The organism is Bacillus sp. GW823-FHT06A10 (assembly GCF_058795375.1).
The window spans coordinates 117,863-137,790 of the sequence record NZ_JBXAHT010000005.1; the positions used below are offsets into that span (position 1 = coordinate 117,863).

At 34.3% G+C, this 19,928-nt stretch carries 17 protein-coding genes; 6 read left to right on the forward strand and 11 right to left on the reverse strand.

Going from position 1 to position 19,928, the window contains the following annotated elements; translation table 11 throughout:
• Positions 1-38 precede the first annotated feature (38 nt).
• Both AC1Q8M_RS25515 and AC1Q8M_RS25520 read right to left on the reverse strand, forming a co-directional pair.
• Complete coding sequence (locus AC1Q8M_RS25515; protein ID WP_000382679.1) at positions 39-218, reverse strand: acid-soluble spore protein H; 180 nt, start codon at positions 216-218, stop codon at positions 39-41.
• Between the two features lie 191 nt (positions 219-409).
• Complete coding sequence (locus tag AC1Q8M_RS25520; protein ID WP_000081428.1) at positions 410-697, reverse strand: ArsR/SmtB family transcription factor; 288 nt, start codon at positions 695-697, stop codon at positions 410-412.
• An 819-nt stretch (positions 698-1,516) separates the two neighbouring features.
• On the opposite strand from AC1Q8M_RS25520, the gene AC1Q8M_RS25525 reads away from it, so the two are divergent.
• Positions 1,517-3,136 (forward strand): L-lactate permease, encoded by a 1,620-nt coding sequence (locus tag AC1Q8M_RS25525; protein WP_000109093.1) that lies wholly within the window; start codon positions 1,517-1,519, stop codon positions 3,134-3,136.
• Positions 3,137-3,175: 39 nt separating this feature from the next.
• Here AC1Q8M_RS25525 and aspA read toward each other — a convergent pair whose 3' ends face one another.
• The 3 genes from aspA to gloA2 form a co-directional block, all read right to left on the reverse strand.
• Entirely contained in the window at positions 3,176-4,609 is a 1,434-nt protein-coding gene (gene aspA, locus AC1Q8M_RS25530; RefSeq protein ID WP_000562125.1) for an aspartate ammonia-lyase, read from the reverse strand.
• Positions 4,610-4,782: 173 nt separating this feature from the next.
• A complete protein-coding gene (locus tag AC1Q8M_RS25535) occupies positions 4,783-6,081 on the reverse strand; it encodes a hemolysin family protein (RefSeq protein ID WP_000353320.1) in 1,299 nt (432 codons plus the stop codon).
• A 108-nt stretch (positions 6,082-6,189) separates the two neighbouring features.
• Positions 6,190-6,576: an SMU1112c/YaeR family gloxylase I-like metalloprotein gene (gene gloA2, locus AC1Q8M_RS25540; protein WP_001017682.1), complete on the reverse strand. Its 387-nt coding sequence runs from the start codon at positions 6,574-6,576 to the stop codon at positions 6,190-6,192.
• 91 nt (positions 6,577-6,667) lie between these two features.
• On the opposite strand from gloA2, the gene AC1Q8M_RS25545 reads away from it, so the two are divergent.
• From AC1Q8M_RS25545 to AC1Q8M_RS25555, 3 genes are all read left to right on the forward strand, one after another.
• Positions 6,668-7,846 (forward strand): NupC/NupG family nucleoside CNT transporter, encoded by a 1,179-nt coding sequence (locus AC1Q8M_RS25545; protein ID WP_000668876.1) that lies wholly within the window; start codon positions 6,668-6,670, stop codon positions 7,844-7,846.
• A 186-nt stretch (positions 7,847-8,032) separates the two neighbouring features.
• Positions 8,033-9,049 carry an LCP family protein gene (locus AC1Q8M_RS25550; protein WP_002153524.1) on the forward strand — a complete coding sequence of 339 codons (1,017 nt, stop codon included), beginning with the start codon at positions 8,033-8,035 and terminating at the stop codon, positions 9,047-9,049.
• A gap of 234 nt (positions 9,050-9,283) precedes the next feature.
• Positions 9,284-10,546 carry a VanW family protein gene (locus AC1Q8M_RS25555; protein WP_000777370.1) on the forward strand — a complete coding sequence of 421 codons (1,263 nt, stop codon included), beginning with the start codon at positions 9,284-9,286 and terminating at the stop codon, positions 10,544-10,546.
• Positions 10,547-10,588: 42 nt separating this feature from the next.
• Here the strand turns inward: AC1Q8M_RS25555 and AC1Q8M_RS25560 are convergent, their stop codons facing one another.
• Both AC1Q8M_RS25560 and AC1Q8M_RS25565 read right to left on the reverse strand, forming a co-directional pair.
• Positions 10,589-10,861, reverse strand: coding sequence for a hypothetical protein (locus AC1Q8M_RS25560; RefSeq protein ID WP_000288806.1), 273 nt, complete (start codon positions 10,859-10,861; stop codon positions 10,589-10,591).
• Positions 10,862-10,877: 16 nt separating this feature from the next.
• Entirely contained in the window at positions 10,878-11,396 is a 519-nt protein-coding gene (locus AC1Q8M_RS25565; RefSeq protein ID WP_141549526.1) for an RNase A-like domain-containing lipoprotein, read from the reverse strand.
• A 397-nt stretch (positions 11,397-11,793) separates the two neighbouring features.
• On the opposite strand from AC1Q8M_RS25565, the gene AC1Q8M_RS25570 reads away from it, so the two are divergent.
• Positions 11,794-12,342 (forward strand): TVP38/TMEM64 family protein, encoded by a 549-nt coding sequence (locus AC1Q8M_RS25570; RefSeq protein ID WP_000852231.1) that lies wholly within the window; start codon positions 11,794-11,796, stop codon positions 12,340-12,342.
• A 63-nt stretch (positions 12,343-12,405) separates the two neighbouring features.
• Here the strand turns inward: AC1Q8M_RS25570 and AC1Q8M_RS25575 are convergent, their stop codons facing one another.
• From AC1Q8M_RS25575 to AC1Q8M_RS25585, 3 genes are all read right to left on the reverse strand, one after another.
• Positions 12,406-14,106: a M4 family metallopeptidase gene (locus AC1Q8M_RS25575; RefSeq protein WP_000730376.1), complete on the reverse strand. Its 1,701-nt coding sequence runs from the start codon at positions 14,104-14,106 to the stop codon at positions 12,406-12,408.
• 166 nt (positions 14,107-14,272) lie between these two features.
• Complete coding sequence (nprX, locus tag AC1Q8M_RS25580; protein ID WP_000738910.1) at positions 14,273-14,404, reverse strand: quorum-signaling peptide NprX; 132 nt, start codon at positions 14,402-14,404, stop codon at positions 14,273-14,275.
• A gap of 2 nt (positions 14,405-14,406) precedes the next feature.
• Positions 14,407-15,678: a helix-turn-helix transcriptional regulator gene (locus tag AC1Q8M_RS25585; RefSeq protein WP_001187938.1), complete on the reverse strand. Its 1,272-nt coding sequence runs from the start codon at positions 15,676-15,678 to the stop codon at positions 14,407-14,409.
• 198 nt (positions 15,679-15,876) lie between these two features.
• Between AC1Q8M_RS25585 and AC1Q8M_RS25590 the strand changes: the two genes are divergently transcribed.
• A complete protein-coding gene (locus AC1Q8M_RS25590; RefSeq protein ID WP_000150177.1) occupies positions 15,877-17,340 on the forward strand; it encodes a nicotinate phosphoribosyltransferase in 1,464 nt (487 codons plus the stop codon).
• Positions 17,341-17,543: 203 nt separating this feature from the next.
• Here the strand turns inward: AC1Q8M_RS25590 and AC1Q8M_RS25595 are convergent, their stop codons facing one another.
• A complete protein-coding gene (locus tag AC1Q8M_RS25595; RefSeq protein ID WP_097853650.1) occupies positions 17,544-19,910 on the reverse strand; it encodes a heavy metal translocating P-type ATPase in 2,367 nt (788 codons plus the stop codon).
• Between the last annotated feature and the right edge of the window lie 18 nt (positions 19,911-19,928).

The following is a 19,928-nucleotide window of genomic DNA, read 5'->3' on the forward strand; positions in this document are numbered from 1 at the left end:
AAAAAAAGACGCTTCTAAAATTAGAAGCGTCTTTTTTATTATTTCTCCTCTAAAGCTGTCACGTCCACATGAACGCTCTCACCAGGATTAGATACATCATACACTTGAGCACTCCCCTTCTGCTCATCACAGCTCTCAATCCATACTGGTACGCCCTCATATGTAACGTCAATTCTACTTGAAGAAGATAAGATTTGTTTCACACGTTTCACATCCATACTAATATCCCTCCTTTTGCTTACTACACTCCTTTCTATTTTTTCTTTTCCTTTTAGAATATATTCCGTAAAGCAGCATGTTGATTGATAGTCATTTCTTCCTCACATGCTAATATTTACTCTCTCGCTACCTTTCTGACAAATAAAAAAAGACGTATATTCTACACGTCTTTTTCCATAATATTCAAATTTTAAGAAAATAATGTTTTTACTACCGCACTTACTTTATCATTATGGATTTGGTAATACACTTCTAATCCTCGTCTTTCAAAGCGCACTACTTTATTTTGCTTTAACTTCGTTAAATGTTGTGAAACCGTTGATTGCGGAATTTCTAATACTTCCTGTAGTTGTGTTACATTACATGTTCCTCTTTGCATAAGTTCCATTACTAGACGTAGACGAAGTGGGTGAGCTAACGCTCTTAACATTTGTACATCTTCTTCTGAAATACGACATTCGAATTGATTTTGGCTCATAAAGTTCCCCTCATTTTCGTTTTTATTTGCGTTTTTATGTTCTTTTTATTTATTTATATATCTGTTCTTATATTTCCTGTTACGACATAACTTTATCAACCTATAAAGCCGAAAAATTTTTCCATTTTCATCAACAAAAATTCAGGAAAAAATCCTTGTTGATTTTGAATATTATACTATATGATATAACGAAAAAGCAAAATAACGGCCTACGAATACTTTGCTTGCAAACGTTGTTTTATCAGGCTTTTTGTTATATTTTCACCTCATTGAAATGCACAGTAACGGTATTGTAAAATACCGTCTATAATTGATAACCTATCGTAATGTAGCTGAACTATACTTAACCTCTTTGTTACGCTAAAAGGAATTTTCAGTAAAAAGAGATGATGTGGTATTAAAAATTTGTTTCTAATTTTTTATTCGTATTGCAAGCGGTTGGACTGTTGTGCCAAACTTCCTATTAAATCCACTCACCATTCCTCCCTCACTAAATCAAACAGGACAGATCAGTTCATATATCAAACTTTATACTCGATATAAAAGATAGCATCTAATATACGCCTATAAGGAACATGCCATCTGAATAAGCAAAATAATATGCAAATAACTTATACAGCACACTTAAATTCATTTGAGTGTGTTTTTTGTCTACTTTATGAACAAAGCTTTTCTTTTAACACTATTATGGAATAATTATACTTTTTTACGTTGACAATAGTGTTGAAGGAGAATATACTAAGCATGTAAGTTGATTGTGAATAGTTTCACAAATAATGTGAATTTCTTCACATATAATAGATAGGAGTTGTCATTATTATGAGTACTTGGACACAAATTTATGACCCATTAAACAATATTTGGCTATCTGCACTAATCGCAGCACTTCCAATCTTTTGTTTCATCATTTGTTTAATGGGATTCAAAATGAAAAGTTACATGGCTGGTCTTTATAGTGTGATTGTCGCTATTATCCTTGCAATATTTGTTTATAAAATGCCAGCAACAGTAGCTGTAGCATCTGCCGGATTCGGTGTTTTATCTGGATTTTATCCAATTTGTACTATCGTTATCGCCGCAATTTTCCTTTACAAATTAACTGTTAAAACAGAGCAATTCAATATTATTCGCGATAGTATTTCAAGCATTACAAATGATCAACGTTTACAAGTATTATTAATCGCTTATTCTTTCGGTGCTTTCTTAGAAGGCGCAGCTGGTCTAGGGGTTCCAGTTGCTATTACAGCTGCACTACTTGTAGGTATGGGATTTAACCCATTAAAAGCAGCAGGTATTTGTTTAGTAGCTAATATCGCTGGTGGTGCTATGGGTGCTATGGGTATTCCAGTTACAGTACCAGCACAATTAACTGAACTTGACGCATTAACTATCGGTCGTCAAACTGTTCTTATTTTACCTTTCATTAGTATCATCTTACCTTTCTTACTTGTTTCAATGGTCGATGGAATTAAAGGTATTAAAGAAACTTGGCAAGGTATTCTTGTAAGTGGTGTTTCTTTCGCAATTACTCAATTCGCTGTAACTTACTTCTTAGGTGCAGAACTTACTAATATTTTCGCAGCCGTTGTAAGTATGATTGCTCTTGCATTATTCTTACGTGTTTGGCAACCAAAATCTTCTACTAAAGAAGAAAAACAAGAAACTAAAGTATCACATACATTCAATCAAATTTTATATGCTTGGTCTCCATTCGTATTCTTAACTGCATTTGTAACAATCTTTAACTTAAAACCGATTAAAGCTTTATTTGCTCCAGATGGTGCGTTAGCAAACTTAGTATTTAACATTCAGTTCCCTGGTCTTCATAATGCTGTTATGAAAACTACACCAATTACAAAAGCTGATACACCTTTCGCAGCTGTTTTCAAATTCGATGTATTCTCTTCTACAACTACTGCGATTGTACTAGCAATTATCGTTTCACTTATCGTTTACCGCGTAAAAGGTAAAATGGTTAAAGAATTAATGATTGAAACAATGAAAGAATTAAAAGCTCCAGTATATACAATTTGTAGCGTTATCGCTTTAGCTTACGTAGAGAACTACTCTGGTATGTCATCTACACTTGGACTTGCATTCTCTTCTACTGGTAATGCATTCCCAGTTCTTTCTCCAATCTTAGGATGGATTGGCGTATTCATTACAGGTTCAGTAGTTTCAAGTGGTTCTTTATTCGCACCACTTCAAGCAGTAACAGCAGACCAGTTAAACATCGTTCCTTCTACACTCGTTGCCTTAAACGTAGTAGGTGGTACAATGGCAAAAATGGTTTCACCACAATCTGTAGCAGTTGCTTGTGCCGCAGTTGGACTAGTTGGGAAAGAATCTGCTCTATTTAAAACAGCAATGAAATACAGTTTAATCTTCTTAGCTGTTATTAGCTTACTTCAATTAAACGCTGTATTTAATATCTTTTAAAAATAAAACACCGATCCAAATGGATCGGTGTTTTTCACATTACATTTTTTTATTTTTTAATAAAGAAGCTCCAGCAATTTCAGGGTGAGTCATTTCGAATGGATCTAAAATAATATCCAATTCCTCTTCTGTCAGTACACCATGTTCTAAACATAACTCCCTAACAGATTTTCCTGTTTCAATTGCTTCACGTGCAATACGAGATGCTGCTTCATAACCAATATGAGGATTAACTGCTGTAATAATTCCAACACTTTTCTCAACATATTGCTTCAGCAATTCTTCATTTGCTGTAATTCCTTCAATACAATATTCACGGAATACACGGAATCCATTATTCATAATACTTATAGATTGAATTAAATTAAATACAAGCACAGGCTCCATTACGTTTAACTCTAATTGTCCTGCTTCTGATGCTAAGCAAATTGTATGATCGTTTCCGATTACTTGGAATGCGACTTGGTTAATCACTTCTGCCATAACTGGATTTACTTTACCTGGCATAATCGATGAACCCGGCTGACGTGCTGGCAATTGAATTTCAGCTAACCCAACACGTGGACCAGACGCCATAATACGAAGATCGTTTGCAATTTTAGACATGTTCATCATACATACTTTAAGTGCTGCAGATACTTCTGTGTATGCATCTGTATTTTGCGTTGCATCAACTAAATGCTCTGCACCAACAAGTGGGAATCCACTAAACGTTCTTAAATGTTTTACCACTTGTTCAATATACGTAGGATTTGCATTTAATCCTGTACCAACAGCTGTCGCCCCCATATTCACTTCATATAAATGTTGACGAGACTGTTTAATTCTTTTTATATCACGCTCAAGCACTCGGCTATACGCTTCAAATTCTTGTCCAAGGCGAATTGGAACTGCATCTTGTAAATGTGTGCGTCCCATTTTAATAACGTGATCAAACTCTTTTGCTTTTTTACGAAAAGCAGAATGAAGTGCTTCCATTGTAATAAGAAGCTCTTCTAACATCATAAGAGTTGCAATATGAATCCCTGTTGGAAACGCATCGTTCGTTGATTGGGCCATGTTCACATGAGTGTTTGGACTAATTTTTGCATACGCACCTTTTTCATACCCCATACGTTCTAACGCTCTATTCGCAATTACTTCATTTGTATTCATATTAATAGAAGTTCCGGCTCCGCCTTGAATAGGATCCACGATAAATTGATCATGAAACTTTCCATCAACAATTTCTTGCGCTGCTTCTGCAATTTCATGTCCAATGTCTTTAGCTAAATAACCAGTATCTATATTCGCAAGTGCCGCCGCTTTTTTCACGATTGCCATTGCTGTAATGAGTGATGGATGAATGCGATATCCTGTAATTGGGAAGTTTTCTACGGCACGTAATGTTTGTACACCATAATAAGCTGCATTTGGTACTTCTTTTTCACCTAAAAAATCTTTTTCTATACGTATATCCTTCGTTGCTATCATTTTTATCACCTATACTTTTTCATTCTAAATCCTTATCCAAAAAATCCGCCCTCTAAAAACACGAGTATCATTCAGAAGAATTTTTCAGTATCCACCTTCACTATATAGCACCTTTTTTGAAAGCGCAAACATTTATTTTTCTGTATATCCTTTTTATTAAAGTTTATAGAAAATCATTCTTCTACTTTCCTTATTTCCACTCGTTTAATTTGATGCATATCCTTTTCAAGGACTTTAAAATAAAAACCGTGTTTCTCAATAACATCTCCTTCAGCAACGATTTGTTTTTGTACCATAATCCAGCCACCAATTGTATCTACATCATCAGCAATTAAATGTATGCCAAGCAAATCATTTACTTCACTAATAAGCACTTTTCCCTCTACGATTTTATAACCTTCACTTACATGCTCTATAGGTGGATTCTCATCTTCATCGTATTCATCTCGAATTTCTCCAACAATTTCTTCTAAAATATCTTCTAGTGTAACAATCCCTGCTGTACCACCATATTCATCATACAATACAGCTAATGGAATGTGTTTTCTTTGCATTTGTAATAGTAAATCATGAATTGGAATATTTTCTAGCACTTCAATAACTGGCCTTGTATATGGCATAATCGAGCACTCCTCGTCCCGATTCCCATCCATATAACGAATAAATAAATCTTTTACATTAACCATCCCAATAATTTCATCTTTATCTTCACCAAATACAGGATATCTCGTGTACTTTTCTTGTGCGATTACTTTAATATGTGTTTCAAATGGTTCGTCCTCATATAAGCCTACAACTTCCGTACGAGGTACCATAATTTCTTTTGCTACTCTATTATCAAATTCAAAAATATTATTTACATATTTAAATTCCCTTTGGTTAATCTCTCCGCTCTCATAGCTCTCAGATAAGATTAACCTTAATTCTTCTTCTGAATGAGCTACTTCATGTTCAGAAGCTGGATGTAATCCGAATAAACCAGTTACAACCCTCGCTGAACCATTCAAAGCCCAAATAAACGGATACATAACTCGGTAAAAATAAATAAGTGGTTTCGATAACAATAAGCTAACTTGTTCTGCTTTTTGTATAGCAAATGTCTTTGGAGCAAGTTCCCCAATGACAACATGTAAAAATGTAATTACTGCAAAGGCAATAATAAATGAAACTGTACTGGAAATTGCAGGTGAGAATTGTAATTTTAAAAACAACGGCTCGAGTAAATGTTTAATAGTTGGTTCCCCTAACCACCCGAGCCCTAAAGCAGTAATTGTAATACCTAGCTGACAGGCCGATAAATATTCATCTAAATTTGAAGTTACCTTTTTAGCTGCCAGTGCACCTCGTCTTTTTTCGCTAACGAGTTGATCAATACGACTGCTACGTACCTTAATAATTGCAAACTCAACAGCCACAAAAAATGCTGTTAACCCAATAAGAATGACTACCATCAATAATTTTAAAATATCCACATATGTCCTTTAGCTTTCTTAGCTAAAGTTACACCTCCTTTTAAAAAGAAGTTTCACTTTAGTTTCTTCAATTATTGGAAAGCAACTCTATATAAAATCCACCAATTTTCAAACCTCATACAATTCTAAAGGTAAACCATCGGGATCTTGGAAAAAGACGAATTTCTTCTCCGTTATTTCATCAATACGGATCGATTCTGTCTCAACACCACATTGATTTAAATGCTTCACAGCTTCTTCTATATTTGTAACAGCAAATGCTAAATGTCTAAGACCTGCTGCTTCTGGAAAACTTTTGCGCTCAGGCGGATTTGGAAATGAAAATAATTCGATTTGATACTCTTCTCCTACACATAAATCTAATTTATAAGAATCTCGTTCCTTTCTATATACTTCATTCAGTTCTTTAAATCCTAATATTCTAGTATAAAAATACTTTGACGTCTCATAATTCGAACAAATAATTGCAACGTGATGCACTCTACATATATTCATACTCTCTCTATTCCTTTCTTTACCAAAGATGCATATTCTCTCTTGAAATGAAAAACATATATAGCAGAATATCTCTTTTAGGGGGCTTATCATGAAATTCATTACTTTTTTCGTCGGACTAATTGTTGTTTTCTTGCTCGCTTATATTGCTAGCAATAATAAGAAGCATATTAAATTTAAACCAATTTTTATCATGCTTATTATACAGTTAATTTTAACCTATTTACTACTAAATACAGAAGTCGGCCTCATACTAATTAGAATCATTTCCAGTTTGTTTACCAAGCTACTCGAGTATGCTGCTAATGGAATAAATTTCGTATTTGGTGGTCTTGCAAATAAAGGTGAAATGCCATTTTTCCTTAATGTATTATTACCAATCGTCTTTATTTCTGTTTTAATTGGCATATTACAACATTTCAAAATACTACCATTTTTTATTCATTGGATCGGGTACTTTCTTAGTAAAATAAATGGTCTTGGGAAATTAGAATCTTACAACGCTATTGCCTCTGCCATTGTCGGCCAATCAGAAGTTTTTATTACAGTGAAAAAGCAATTAGCTCAAATTCCAAAACACCGTCTTTATACACTTTGTGCCTCTGCTATGTCAACCGTATCTATGTCTATCGTAGGTGCCTATATGACAATGATTGAACCTAAATATGTAGTAACTGCACTCGTTCTCAATTTATTTAGCGGTTTTATTATCGTACTCATCATTAACCCTTACGACGTTAAAGATGACGAAGATATTTTAGAAATCAAAGGTGAAAAACAGAGCTTTTTTGAAATGCTTGGAGAATACATTCTTGATGGTTTTCGTGTAGCCATTGTTGTCGGCGCTATGCTCATCGGATTCGTCGCATTAATTAGTTGTATTAATGACCTGTTCCTCATTATATTCGGTATTACGTTCCAACAATTAATCGGCTATATATTTGCACCTATCGCATTCCTTATCGGTGTACCAAGTTCTGAAATTGTCGCAGCTGGCAGCATTATGGCAACGAAGCTTGTAACAAATGAATTTGTTGCAATGATGGACCTCAGTAAAATTTCTAATAGCCTTTCCCCCCGTACAGTTGGTATTATTTCTGTTTTCCTTGTGTCTTTTGCCAATTTCTCTTCCATTGGTATTATTTCAGGTGCGGTAAAAGGACTAAACGAGGAACAAGGAAACGTTGTTGCGAGGTTTGGCCTTAAATTACTATATGGAGCTACTCTCGTTAGCATTTTATCTGCAATTATCGTAAGCATTATGTTGTAATTAGGTAAAATTTTATCATTTTCTTATCTCTATCTTTTGTATACAATAACGAATAGGTGTCTTATAAATAATCAAGACATCTATTTTTTATACATGTACAATCGCTTTTATTTAGCGTAAAATATTTTTTATGTGTTTGAATACACTTCTAAATGTATACACTTTGATAGTTTTAAAGGAGAAAAAATGATGAAATCCGACACGAACAACAATACGCGAGCCAAAAAAGGACGCTCAAAGAAAAAACGCCTACTTTGGTTCCTTCTTATTCCATTACTAATTGTAGCACTTGGAGCAGGAGGCTACTCCTTCCATATATACAGTAAAGCAAAGTCCGTCTTAAATAATGCTTATGCTGAACTAGGTCGAGGAGATAAGTCCAGTAAACGTGAAAAAGCTGTTAAACCTATGACCGACAACATTTCCGTACTTATTATGGGTGTTGATGAAAGTGAAATTAGGGAAAAAGGTTATGGAAAAGCGACTCGAACAGATGCGTTATTACTTGCAACAATTAATAAAAACGATAAATCCGTTAAACTTGTAAGCATTCCACGTGACTCACGCGTCTACATTAAATCACGTGATAAATACGATAAAATTACACATGCGCACGTATTCGGTGGTGTAGACAGCACAATTGATACGGTAGAGAACTTTTTAGATGTTCCAGTTGATTACTATGTAAAATTCAACTTTAAATCCTTTATTAAAATTGTTGATTCTCTTGGTGGTATTACTGTAGACGTTCCAGTTGAGTTCACAGAGCAAAATAGTAAAGATGAAGCAGATGCAATTCATCTTAAAAAAGGACGTCAACATTTAAATGGAGAAGAAGCATTGGCGCTAGCTAGAACTCGTCATATCGATAGTGATTATATGCGTGGCCAACGACAACAGCTTGTATTAGAGGCCATTGCTGAAAAGGCACTATCTCTTAATTCCATTAATAAAATCGGTGGCCTACTAGACGCTGTCGATAAGGATTTAAAAACCAATTTAACGTTTGATGATATGATGACAATTACAAAAAATTCAATGGATTCAAATTTAAAGATGGAAAAAATGCAAGTAGAAGGTACAGATAAATATATAGGTGGTATTTATTATTACGTTCCAAATGAAAAAAGCGTCGACACTATTTCAACTACCCTTCAAAAACATCTCGGTGTTACGAATAAAAATGAACATAAAAAATTATAATAAAAAGGCTGCTAGATCTTTCTAGACAGCCTTTTTATTATATTTTTCAACATATTTTTCATACACATTGTGACAAGAAGTGACAATTATTACAGCTATGTAACATTTTTTATGAAAACATTACACACACAGTGAAAATAATAGTATACTAGTACGTACATAATGTTATTTTCATCATTTTTATACAAAAAATGTAATACATATATTTATACATAAATTTCTGGGGGGAAATAAATGAAGCTAAGTAAAATACTGATTGGTTCTGCAATTGCTGGGGGCATATTACTTTGTGTAGGCGGTGTTGGGGGATATCAATATGTATCCAAATTAAATAATCAATTAAATACTACTGCATTACCAAATACTACATTTGAAGGTATTTCTCTCGAAGGAAAAAATAGGAAAGATATTCAAGCAATTATTAATCAAAAGGTAACTGAGTTAGATCAAAAATCCCTTACCTACATATTCCAAAACGATAAACAAACTTACACATGGAAAGATTTAGGGATAAATTATAAAGAGAAAGATATTATTGACAAAATCTTCAAAGAACAAGAAGGAAACGTAATGGATCGTTACAAAATGCGTAAGCAAGCTGAAAACGGTGAATTAAAACGTGACTATAAATTAACACCACAATTAAATGCAACAGCTTATGAAACCTTTATAAAAGATAAATATAATGAAACATTAAAAAATCCTGTTAATGCAGAATTGAGTATTGAAGGCTCAACAGTAAATGTTAGTCAAAGCCAAAACGGAGAAAAAATTGATAAAGGGAAACTAAACGATTTAACAAACGAAGCTATTACTACTGGTAAATCAGATGTTACATTGCCAGTTACATTTATAAAACCAGAACGTTCTACAGAAGACATACAGAAAATGGGTATTAAAGAAGTCATCGCTGAATATTCTACTCCAATGGCCGGCCGTAACGGAAATCAATCATTTAACGTAAATAAGTCAGCCAATACTTTAAGTGGGGTTATTGTCGCACCTGATGAAACATTTAGTTTTAATGGCCGCGTTGGCGTAACTGATGCTGCACATGGTTATAAATCTGCAGCAGTATATTCACAAGGTAAAGTAATACAAAGTGCAGGCGGAGGAGTTTGCCAAGTCAGTAGTACTTTATACAGCGCAGCTTTAAGGGCAGATTTAGGCATTGTTTCTCGAAGCAATCATTCTATGCCGGTAAATTATTTACCACTTGGGCAAGATGCAGCAGTAGCAGATTATGGTCCAGATTTAAAATTTAAAAATAATACGGGCAATCATATTTATATTCAAGCATTTTCAAATGGAGGTAGTATTACTACACGCATTTTCGGTACAAATACTGGTAAAAATGTTGAAGTTTCTTCCCAAGTAATTAGTAGGACTAGTGATAAAATCACAGCGGTTACGTATAAAAAAGTAACACAAAACGGGGCAGTAATATCAAATGGACAAATTTCAAAAAGCGTATATAAAAGCGCTCCAAAAGAATAGATAATATCAACCGAATAGCATAAAGAAAAAGGCGTGATTTAATCACGCCTTTTTCTTTTGCAGTAATAGTAAAAAAGTTTCAAGATGGTCTTTCGTTTCTTCTAAAGACCACATACGATTCCCTTCCTTCGCAGCTAATACACACGCCTCTTCCCACACGTTCTTTTTCTTCATATTTATTAATTCATCACGTAATTTCAAAACGATTTCTTCGTCTTCTTGTTCAATAAACTCTTCCATCACGCTTACTATTTCATCCTCATGAATACTTAACGTACAGTACGATTTAAGAAAGTATTGTAATGTCGTATACATAATGTACTCCCCCTTCTTATTTATCAGATGGATAAGAAGTAATAATCTTAAACCCTAATTCTCCTGAGTTATCTCTTGCTAAAACAGTAACAGTTTTTACCAACTTGTCTTTTACACTCATATTTTTCTTTATTACCGTTTTTCCAACCGGGAATGAATGTGTTGTATTTAATACGAGACGAGCCTCTTTAGAATTTTTTAACCAGTCTTGAATTTCCTTATCATGCTGCTTCAAACTATCTTTTACAGCTTTCGTTGCTGTTTCCTTGTCATAGTATGTACTTGCTGCTGATACTTTATCTGTCTTCAAGCGATTCTTCAAATCTTCTTCTGATTTGCCTACATGTCTTTCAATCGTATGACCATTTTTAGGTGGCCCTTCCATTTCATCTAAAATATTATCACTAATTTTTTCTACTGATGTCGATTGATTCCCTGTTTGTTTCTCTGTTTTTTGTTCTTTTCCTGCACATCCACTTAAGATCAGCATTAGTGCCAATAAACCACTCAAGAAAAGACTACTTATTCGTTTCATCATATCACCTCTTTCATGATTATTATCGCAACTTCACTAAAAGTCAATTTCACAACGAAAAAATCTATCAGTTTTCATTTTTTTATCTATTTTTCCATATTTACCCGCGCAATTTCATCAATCCTCTATTTTTCGACTTTTATAATATATACCCCCTATATTTTATGATTATTTCCCATATAAAAACAATGATAATATAACTATAAAAATCTTTCATACAAAGGTTTTTATAGTGTTTTTCAAAACATTTTAAAATACCCCTGTTTTTATATACCTAATACCCACATAAGGTATAAAGACCCCTTCTTATCAACGTTTTTCTACATTATGTAAATTTACCCTTGCCTATACAAACGAAATATGGTGTAATGCAAAAAAAGATAAAGGATTTTAAACAATGGCTGAAACGATTCAAAATTTCTTAACAGAATACTATTCAATCGCAATTCCACTTAGTATCTTAATTAACATCATCATTAGTCTTTTAGGCGTTATTCCTAGCATCTTTTTAACCGCCATTAATATACAGCTCTTCGGTGTAACAAATGGCACAATCATTTCAATCGCAGGTGAGGCCTTAGGGGCTATTATCTCGTTTTATATTTACCGCATAGGCCTTCAAAAGTTCACTCACGATAAAGTAAATAAGTACCCAAAGGTAGAGCGTCTTCTTTATGTACAAGGTAGAGAGGCCTTTCTACTCGTTCTATCGTTTCGATTGATACCTTTCATCCCATCAAGTATCGTGACTTTATTTGCAGCTCTAGGGAAAATGTCATTACTCTCCTTCAGTATTGCCAGTACAATAGGTAAAATACCGGCATTATTGATTGAAGTATATTCGGCATACCAAGTCATGAACGGAACAAATGAAGCGAAGTGGATTGTGACAATCGCAGGTTGTATCGGATTATATTATTTGTGGAAAAAATGGAGAAAAAAATAAAGAAGGAGCCTATGCTCCTTCTTTATTTTTGAGGTATTTTATTAATAGCTATCCTTTAAATCCTTAGTTAATACCAACAGCACTAAACGATTGCTTAACTGCCGCTACTTCCGCAGAAGTCGCACCATATAAATCAGCTGCAGCTTGTACTGCACCAGCACGAGCTTGGCTAAATGTAGTAGATTGCGTGAAATATTGTGTGTTTGCACGGTAATAAATTGCACCTAACTTATCTTTACCAATGCCCGTTACAGTTACACCCGAATGCGTACCACCATTTGCTAATAAATAAGCTTGTTTATTAATGATACCACTGTTTGTATGAACCCCACCGTTATCACTAGTACCAGTGTAACGCTTAGAATAATGGTCTGGGTCACCATATTTCGCTGGATCACTCATAGAGCGAAGCGCATCTCCCGCTTTACCAGGCGTGTAAATATCTTCACCAATCTCCCAATCTGGGTTACGGTTATCATAGAATTCTACTAAAGTACCAAAGATATCAGAAATCGCTTCATTTAACGCTCCTGATTCATTTTGATAAATTAAGTCCGAGCTATTTTCCGTAACAGCATGCGTTAATTCGTGACCAATTACGTCAATTCCACCAGATAATGAAGTGAATGTTACACCATCTCCATCTCCGTATACCATTTGTGAGCCGTTCCAGAATGCATTATTATACTTACTTCCGTAATGAACTGTTGATTTTAACGGTGCCCCTGCATCATTAATAGAGTTTCTATTAAATGTAGCTTTATAATAATCATATGTTTTACCTGCATAGTAATGAGCATCTACTGCCGCTGCATCATACGCTGCATTGAAAACATTATCTGCATCTACCCATAAAGTTCCTGGCAATGTAGTACGATTTTTCGCATCATATGTGAAAATCGTTGCTCCGCGCGTATTATCTTGTAAGTAGTAAGATGAGCCAGATAATGTTGTATTGAGTGATTTCGTATCTCCTAATACACCTTTACCAGTTCCTACTTTATTTGTTCCTGTTACAGGTTTTACTACTGCTTTCGCATCCTGTTTAGGAGCCTCTTGCTTAATTGGTGATTTATCTTCATTTGCTACATGATCCAATTTATTATATTTATTTAATACTTTACCGCTGTCTGCTTCAATGAAATAGTAGTAGTTTCCTGGACTTGGATCTAAGAAATTTAGATTTACAACATATGCATATGTTGTTTCTTCACCATTTTGATATACATATAAGTCCGCTTTTGGTTCTACCTCATATTTCGGTGTTACCCCTAAATCTTGCTGCGCGATTTCAATTGCTTTTGCGCCTTCAATCTTATTTTTATTTTTTAACTTTTCCTTTTTGTCTAAATCAGGTGCAACTGTTCCAGACAATACTTTTAAAGAACCGTCTTTACTTACGTGAGCTACTTGAGTAGAACCCCATACAGGTACTCCTTCGTAAACTTGTTGCATACGTACTACTGTTGAATCAGTTACAGCATCTTTCTTCACTTGTTTCACTTTGAAAGAATCTTGCGCACTCTTTTCCCCTAGCTTGTAATCACCTTTTGCTGCGTTTAAGTAATCAAACACAACAGATTCTGCTTTCTTACCAGTCGCTCCAGTTAGATCACCAGAAATAAACTCAGGTGACTGTACTGTCTCATTGTACTTCTTCGTAGAGAGTACATTTTTAGAATCCGCAAATGCAGAGCCTGTCCCTCCAAACGTTGTAACTGCCATTCCTGTCGCTAACACTAACGCTAAACTTTTCTTTTTCATGAACCTTCCCCCTAATAAAAAATTTTTTTGAAAAAGAGTAGTTTCATATTAGCATTATGTTTCCACTATTAATATACTAAAAATTCAAATAATTATTTTCTCAAGTTTTGTAGAATTTTGAGGAACAAATATTGAAAAAACCCTTTCCGATTGGAAAGGGTGGAGATTATAAATTAACTTGTTCAACAGTTTTAGCTTGTTGACCAACAATATCAGGTTTACTGCTATATTGATGTATTCCTCCAGCAACTGTAAGAGTCAATATAAACGCCAATACTCCAAATACCATCTTTTTCATGTTTATTCCTCCTTATTATCATTCATTAAATCAATAACTAACCTATAATATCGATTACTTTCTTCAAATCTCGATAAACTGGAAAAATGTTCTGCTAGTTCAACGTATACTTTCTTTAATTCTATTTTATTTCCTGCAGATTTATACAACGGGATAGCCTCATTTTCCAAAAATGCTTTATAATCTTTTGCTTCTTCAAAATATTTATATCTAAGCATTAAAAGCAAATATAATTTTGCATTAAATCTCTCTTCCTGTTTTGCTGCATCAATTCCCTTATCAATTAATGTCCTTGCCTCTTCCAATTCTTCTAATTTAATGCATACTAGTGCCATTTCGTATATTGTATCTAAATAGTTTAAATCTATTTGTTTTTGAAGTTGTAGACTATCTAAATAATATTTTTTCGCTTGCTGATATTTGCCTTTTTTATAATAGATACTTCCCATATTACTTAAAGTAATAGCTAATAGTACATCCTTATCAGCAAAAGATGTGGCCTCTCTCAATATACTCTCATACATTTTTAAAGCTTCTTCATACTGACCTTTTTCTGTATAACTTACCGCAATAAGGATTTGGCAATTAATTATGTTTCTAAACTTATATTCACTACGAAATCCTTCTAATGCCATATTTACAAAATGAATTGCAAGATGATGAATATCTAAATGAGTATATGCAAGCGCTATATTATAATACAAACCTGTTTCATGATACCCTTGTTCTTTGGCCATTACTTCTGTTTTTAATAAGTAATCTAGCCCATCCTTCCATCTATACTGTAAACAGCACAATAATCCTCTACTATACATATATAACAACTTCTGAAATGGAGAATATTTTTTATATACCTTCTTCAACTTATCTAATTCTTCTTCGAGTGCAGAAATATCCCTTTTCATAATTAAATAACGTGTATACAGCAGTTTATAATAATTTATAATTTCAAAATCCAACACATGCTTCATTTCACCTTGCAACTCTTCATATATACGTTCTACTTGTTGCTTGTCTAAATGAACTAGTGCATTTAACCATTCATCTAGCTTCCCCTTCACATCTTCTTCTACATCTCTCAAATCCGTCACAGCAATTTCTAGTCTTGCGCAGAGCAATTGTAGAATTTCTTCTGATGCTTCGATCTTTCCATTTTCGATCTTACTTAAGTATGAGACAGAACAAATGCCCTGACATAATTCTTCTTGTGTCATTTTTTGCTGAAGCCGTTTGTAAAAGACTTGTTTGCCTATTTTTTCTAATGTTTGTTGCATTGTCCTCCTCCATTCTCATTACCCCATTACTCTAATAATACATAAAATCTGGAGAAATATAAATTGATAAATATAAATTTTCTAAAAAATATGCATAATTTCATTTTTTTCTCTCTTGACTTCACTTCAATATCTCTTCTTTGCTACGAATGGTGAAAAATTGGTATACTATAACCAAATTATGGAGGTGTTCTCGCGATGACTCATTATAAAGACGATAGTTATGCCTTACATACAGACCTATATCAAATCAACATGGCTTATACATATTGGAAAGATGGTATTCATAATCGCCGTTCTGTTTTTGATTTATATTTTCGAAAGCTTCCATTTGAGAACGGCTACGCTGTTTTTGCTGGCCTTGAGAAAATTGTAGAGTACATAGAAAATTTCAGTTTTACTGAAAGCGATATCGCTTATTTAGCAGAATTAAAATTTGAAGAAGAATTCCTTCATTATTTACAAAATATGAAATTCACTGGGACGATTCGCAGTATGCAAGAAGGTGAAGTTGTATTTAATAACGAGCCTTTATTACGTGTTGATGCACCACTGGGTGAAGCACAAATTATTGAAACCGCCCTCTTAAATATTGTGAATTACCAAACATTAATTGCAACAAAAGCTGCTCGTATGAAACATGCTGCAAGTAATGATGAGCTTTTAGAGTTCGGCACAAGACGTGCCCATGAGTTCGATGCCGCCCTTTGGGGGACACGCGCTGCCTTTATTGGTGGTTTCTCCTCTACAAGCAACGTTCGTGCTGGGAAACGCTTCGGGATCCCTGTAGCTGGCACACACGCTCACTCTTTCGTTCAAGCATATCGCGATGAATACGTTGCGTTTAAGAAATACGCTGAAACTCATAAGAAGTGCGTCTTTCTCGTTGATACATATGACACATTGAAATCTGGTGTTCCAAATGCAATTCGTGTTGCAAAAGAATTTGGGGATCGTATTGATTTCTATGGTATACGTCTTGATAGTGGTGATATGGCTTATTTATCGAAAAAGGCACGAAAACTACTAGATGAATCAGGGTTTACAAATACAAAAATTATCGCTTCTAGCGATTTAGATGAATACACAATTATGCACCTTAAATCTCAAGGGGCAAAAATTGACGTATGGGGTGTTGGGACGAAATTAATTACGTCCTTTGAGCAACCTGCATTAGGGGCTGTTTACAAACTAGTTGCAATTGAAGATACTGACGGAAAATTAAATGATACGATTAAAATTTCATCTAATCCTGAAAAAATTACCACTCCAGGACTGAAACGAATTTATCGTATTATCAATCGGGTTAACGATCATGCAGAAGGCGATTATATTGCGTTAGATTCTGAAGAACCTGGAAAAGAAGAGCGCTTAAAAATGTTCCATCCAGTTCACACATATATAAGTAAATTTGTAACAAACTTTGAAGCCCGTGAACTCCATAAAGACATTTTCGTTAACGGTGAAAGAACATATGAACTACCAAGTATATTAGATATTCAACAATATAATGAACAGAGTCTCGCTCTATTTTGGGAAGAATACATGCGAACTTTAAATCCCGAAGAGTATCCTGTCGATTTAAGCCAAGAATGTTGGGATCATAAAATGAATTACATTCAAACTGTTCGAGAACAAGTTGAAAAAAACATACAAAAGTAAACAGAGAAGTTTCTCCTTCTCTGTTTTTTCAATACTATATGGATATTTGTAAAAAATATATTAAAATAATACGACGAATGTTTTTTATTTGTAAATTTTAATATTATATTATTTAAAAGTAAAATAATATTTGATATTATTTTATTAAATCAATTTCAACAAAATAACCAATAAAAAAGAGGACGCAGGTTGCGTCCTCTTTTTTATAAACCTTTCACTCGTAATACACGCATTGCATTTAACACTGCAAGTAGTGTCACACCAACATCTGAGAAAACAGCTTCCCACATTGTTGCAATACCAAAGGCACCAAGTAATAGAACGATCCCTTTTACACCTAAAGCAAAGATGATATTTTGCCACACTATACTTCTTGTGCGTTTTGCAATTTTTACAGCTGTCGCAATTTTTGAAGGCTCATCAGTCATAATAACGATGTCTGCCGCTTCAATTGCTGCATCTGATCCTAAACCACCCATCGCAATACCAACGTCTGCACGGGCTAATACTGGTGTATCGTTAATACCGTCACCAACGAAGGCAATTTTTTCTTTTCCATGCTTCGCTGCATCAATTTTTTCAATCTCTTCTACTTTTTGTTGCGGTAGTAATTCCGCATGAACTTCATCTAAGCCTAATTCTTTACCGACAGCTTCACCAACTGTTTTTGCATCACCAGTTAACATTACTGTCTTTTTAATACCTAGTTCTTTTAACTTTTGAATCGCTTGTTTCGAATCCTCTTTTACCTCATCAGAAATAACAATATAACCTGCATATTTTCCATCTACAGCAACGTGAACTAATGTACCTACTGTTTCTGGTTGTTTAAATTCAATATTTTCTTTTCTCATTAATTTTGCATTACCTGCAAAAATTTCTTTTCCTTGTACTTTTACGACTGTACCGTGACCAGAAATTTCGTTATAATCATCGATTATTTTTTCATCAATTGATTTTCCATATGCCTTTCGAATAGATTGGGCAATTGGATGGTTAGAATACACTTCAGCAAATGCCGCATACTCTAATAACTCTTCGCTTGTAGTACCTTCGCTCGGTTCCATTTTTGTAACTTTGAAAACACCTTTTGTTAATGTTCCTGTTTTGTCAAAAACAATATATTTTACATCATTTAAAGCTTCTAAATAGTTACTACCTTTTACTAACACACCACTTTTAGATGCACCACCGATACCTCCAAAGAATCCAAGAGGAATGGATACAACTAACGCACATGGACAAGAGATTACTAAGAACACTAAAGCTCTATAAATCCACTCAGAGAATGTAGCCCCTTCTAAAATAAGCGGTGGAATAAACGCCATGATCGCCGCTGTAATAACTACAACTGGAGTGTAGTAACGCGCAAACTTCGTAATAAAGTTTTCTGTTGGTGCTTTTTTACTGCTTGCATTTTGAACTAAATCTAAAATTTTCGATACAGTTGATTCACCAAACTCTTTTGTAACTTCAATTGTTAATACACCGTTTTGGTTCACAAAGCCACTTAATACATCATTTCCAACTTCAACTTCACGTGGTACAGATTCACCAGTTAATGCTGAAGTATCTACCATTGATGTTCCTTCAATTACTTTTCCGTCTAATGGTACTTTCTCACCTGGCTTAACGATAATATAATCGCCAATTTGTACATCTTCTGGTGATACTTGTTTCGTTTCATTCCCAATCTTTACATTCGCATAATCAGGACGAATATCCATTAATGAAGTAATTGATTTTCGAGAGCGGTTTACCGCAATGCTTTGGAATAGTTCTCCTACTTGATAAAATAGCATTACTGCTACGGCTTCTGAATATTGCTGAATTGCAAAGGCTCCTACAGTTGCAATTGCCATTAAGAAGTTTTCATCAAATACTTGGCCGCGAGTCATGTTTCTTACCGCTCTCCAAACGATATCTCCACCTATTAATAAATAAGCAAGGACGAATAACGGAATTGTTACCATTTGTGGTAAGCTCGCTAATGCAGCAATTGCTGTCAAAATTCCGCCGACCACTAATCTCCCTACCATCTTTTTCACGTTTGCTTCACCATGATCGTGACTATGTCCGTGGTCATGACCGTTCTTCTCTTCACGAACAACTTTCACATCTGGCTCTAACTTTTGAACGACATTTGTTATATTTGCTACAGTTGCTTCTAGTTCTCTTTTATTCGCAACTTCTACTCGTAGTTTCTTCGATACGAAATCAACAGTTGCTTCTGAGACAGCTGGCATTTCCTTCACTTTATTTTCAATTTTCATTGCACAGTTCGCGCAATCTAAACCTTCTAATATAAATACTTCTTTAGCAATTTTATTTTTTTGCTCTTCTTGCACTTTAATATGCGGTTCTAATTTTGTAACGAGTTGTTTTGCTTCCGTAACAACTTCGTTTTCTTTATTTTGTGCTGTTTCTAAGATCATTGTCTTTGTTGCGAAGTTTACAGAGCAAGAATTTACTCCTTCTATATTCCCAACACCTTTTTCAATTTTCATTGCACAATTCGCACAATCTAAACCTTCTAACATCAGTTTCTTTTTCACTAACGCTTCAGCCATCGTTCTCCCTCCTCGCGT

Coding starts and splice junctions, on each gene's coding strand:
- AC1Q8M_RS25515 (WP_000382679.1), bottom strand. CDS start 218: ATGGATGTGAAACGTGTGAAACAAATCTTATCTTCTTCAAGTAGAATT.
- AC1Q8M_RS25520 (WP_000081428.1), bottom strand. CDS start 697: ATGAGCCAAAATCAATTCGAATGTCGTATTTCAGAAGAAGATGTACAA.
- AC1Q8M_RS25525 (WP_000109093.1), top strand. CDS start 1,517: ATGAGTACTTGGACACAAATTTATGACCCATTAAACAATATTTGGCTA.
- aspA (WP_000562125.1), bottom strand. CDS start 4,609: ATGATAGCAACGAAGGATATACGTATAGAAAAAGATTTTTTAGGTGAA.
- gloA2 (WP_001017682.1), bottom strand. CDS start 6,576: ATGAATATATGTAGAGTGCATCACGTTGCAATTATTTGTTCGAATTAT.
- AC1Q8M_RS25545 (WP_000668876.1), top strand. CDS start 6,668: ATGAAATTCATTACTTTTTTCGTCGGACTAATTGTTGTTTTCTTGCTC.
- AC1Q8M_RS25550 (WP_002153524.1), top strand. CDS start 8,033: ATGATGAAATCCGACACGAACAACAATACGCGAGCCAAAAAAGGACGC.
- AC1Q8M_RS25555 (WP_000777370.1), top strand. CDS start 9,284: ATGAAGCTAAGTAAAATACTGATTGGTTCTGCAATTGCTGGGGGCATA.
- AC1Q8M_RS25560 (WP_000288806.1), bottom strand. CDS start 10,861: ATGTATACGACATTACAATACTTTCTTAAATCGTACTGTACGTTAAGT.
- AC1Q8M_RS25565 (WP_141549526.1), bottom strand. CDS start 11,396: ATGAAACGAATAAGTAGTCTTTTCTTGAGTGGTTTATTGGCACTAATG.
- AC1Q8M_RS25570 (WP_000852231.1), top strand. CDS start 11,794: ATGGCTGAAACGATTCAAAATTTCTTAACAGAATACTATTCAATCGCA.
- AC1Q8M_RS25575 (WP_000730376.1), bottom strand. CDS start 14,106: ATGAAAAAGAAAAGTTTAGCGTTAGTGTTAGCGACAGGAATGGCAGTT.
- nprX (WP_000738910.1), bottom strand. CDS start 14,404: ATGAAAAAGATGGTATTTGGAGTATTGGCGTTTATATTGACTCTTACA.
- AC1Q8M_RS25585 (WP_001187938.1), bottom strand. CDS start 15,678: ATGCAACAAACATTAGAAAAAATAGGCAAACAAGTCTTTTACAAACGG.
- AC1Q8M_RS25590 (WP_000150177.1), top strand. CDS start 15,877: ATGACTCATTATAAAGACGATAGTTATGCCTTACATACAGACCTATAT.
- AC1Q8M_RS25595 (WP_097853650.1), bottom strand. CDS start 19,910: ATGGCTGAAGCGTTAGTGAAAAAGAAACTGATGTTAGAAGGTTTAGAT.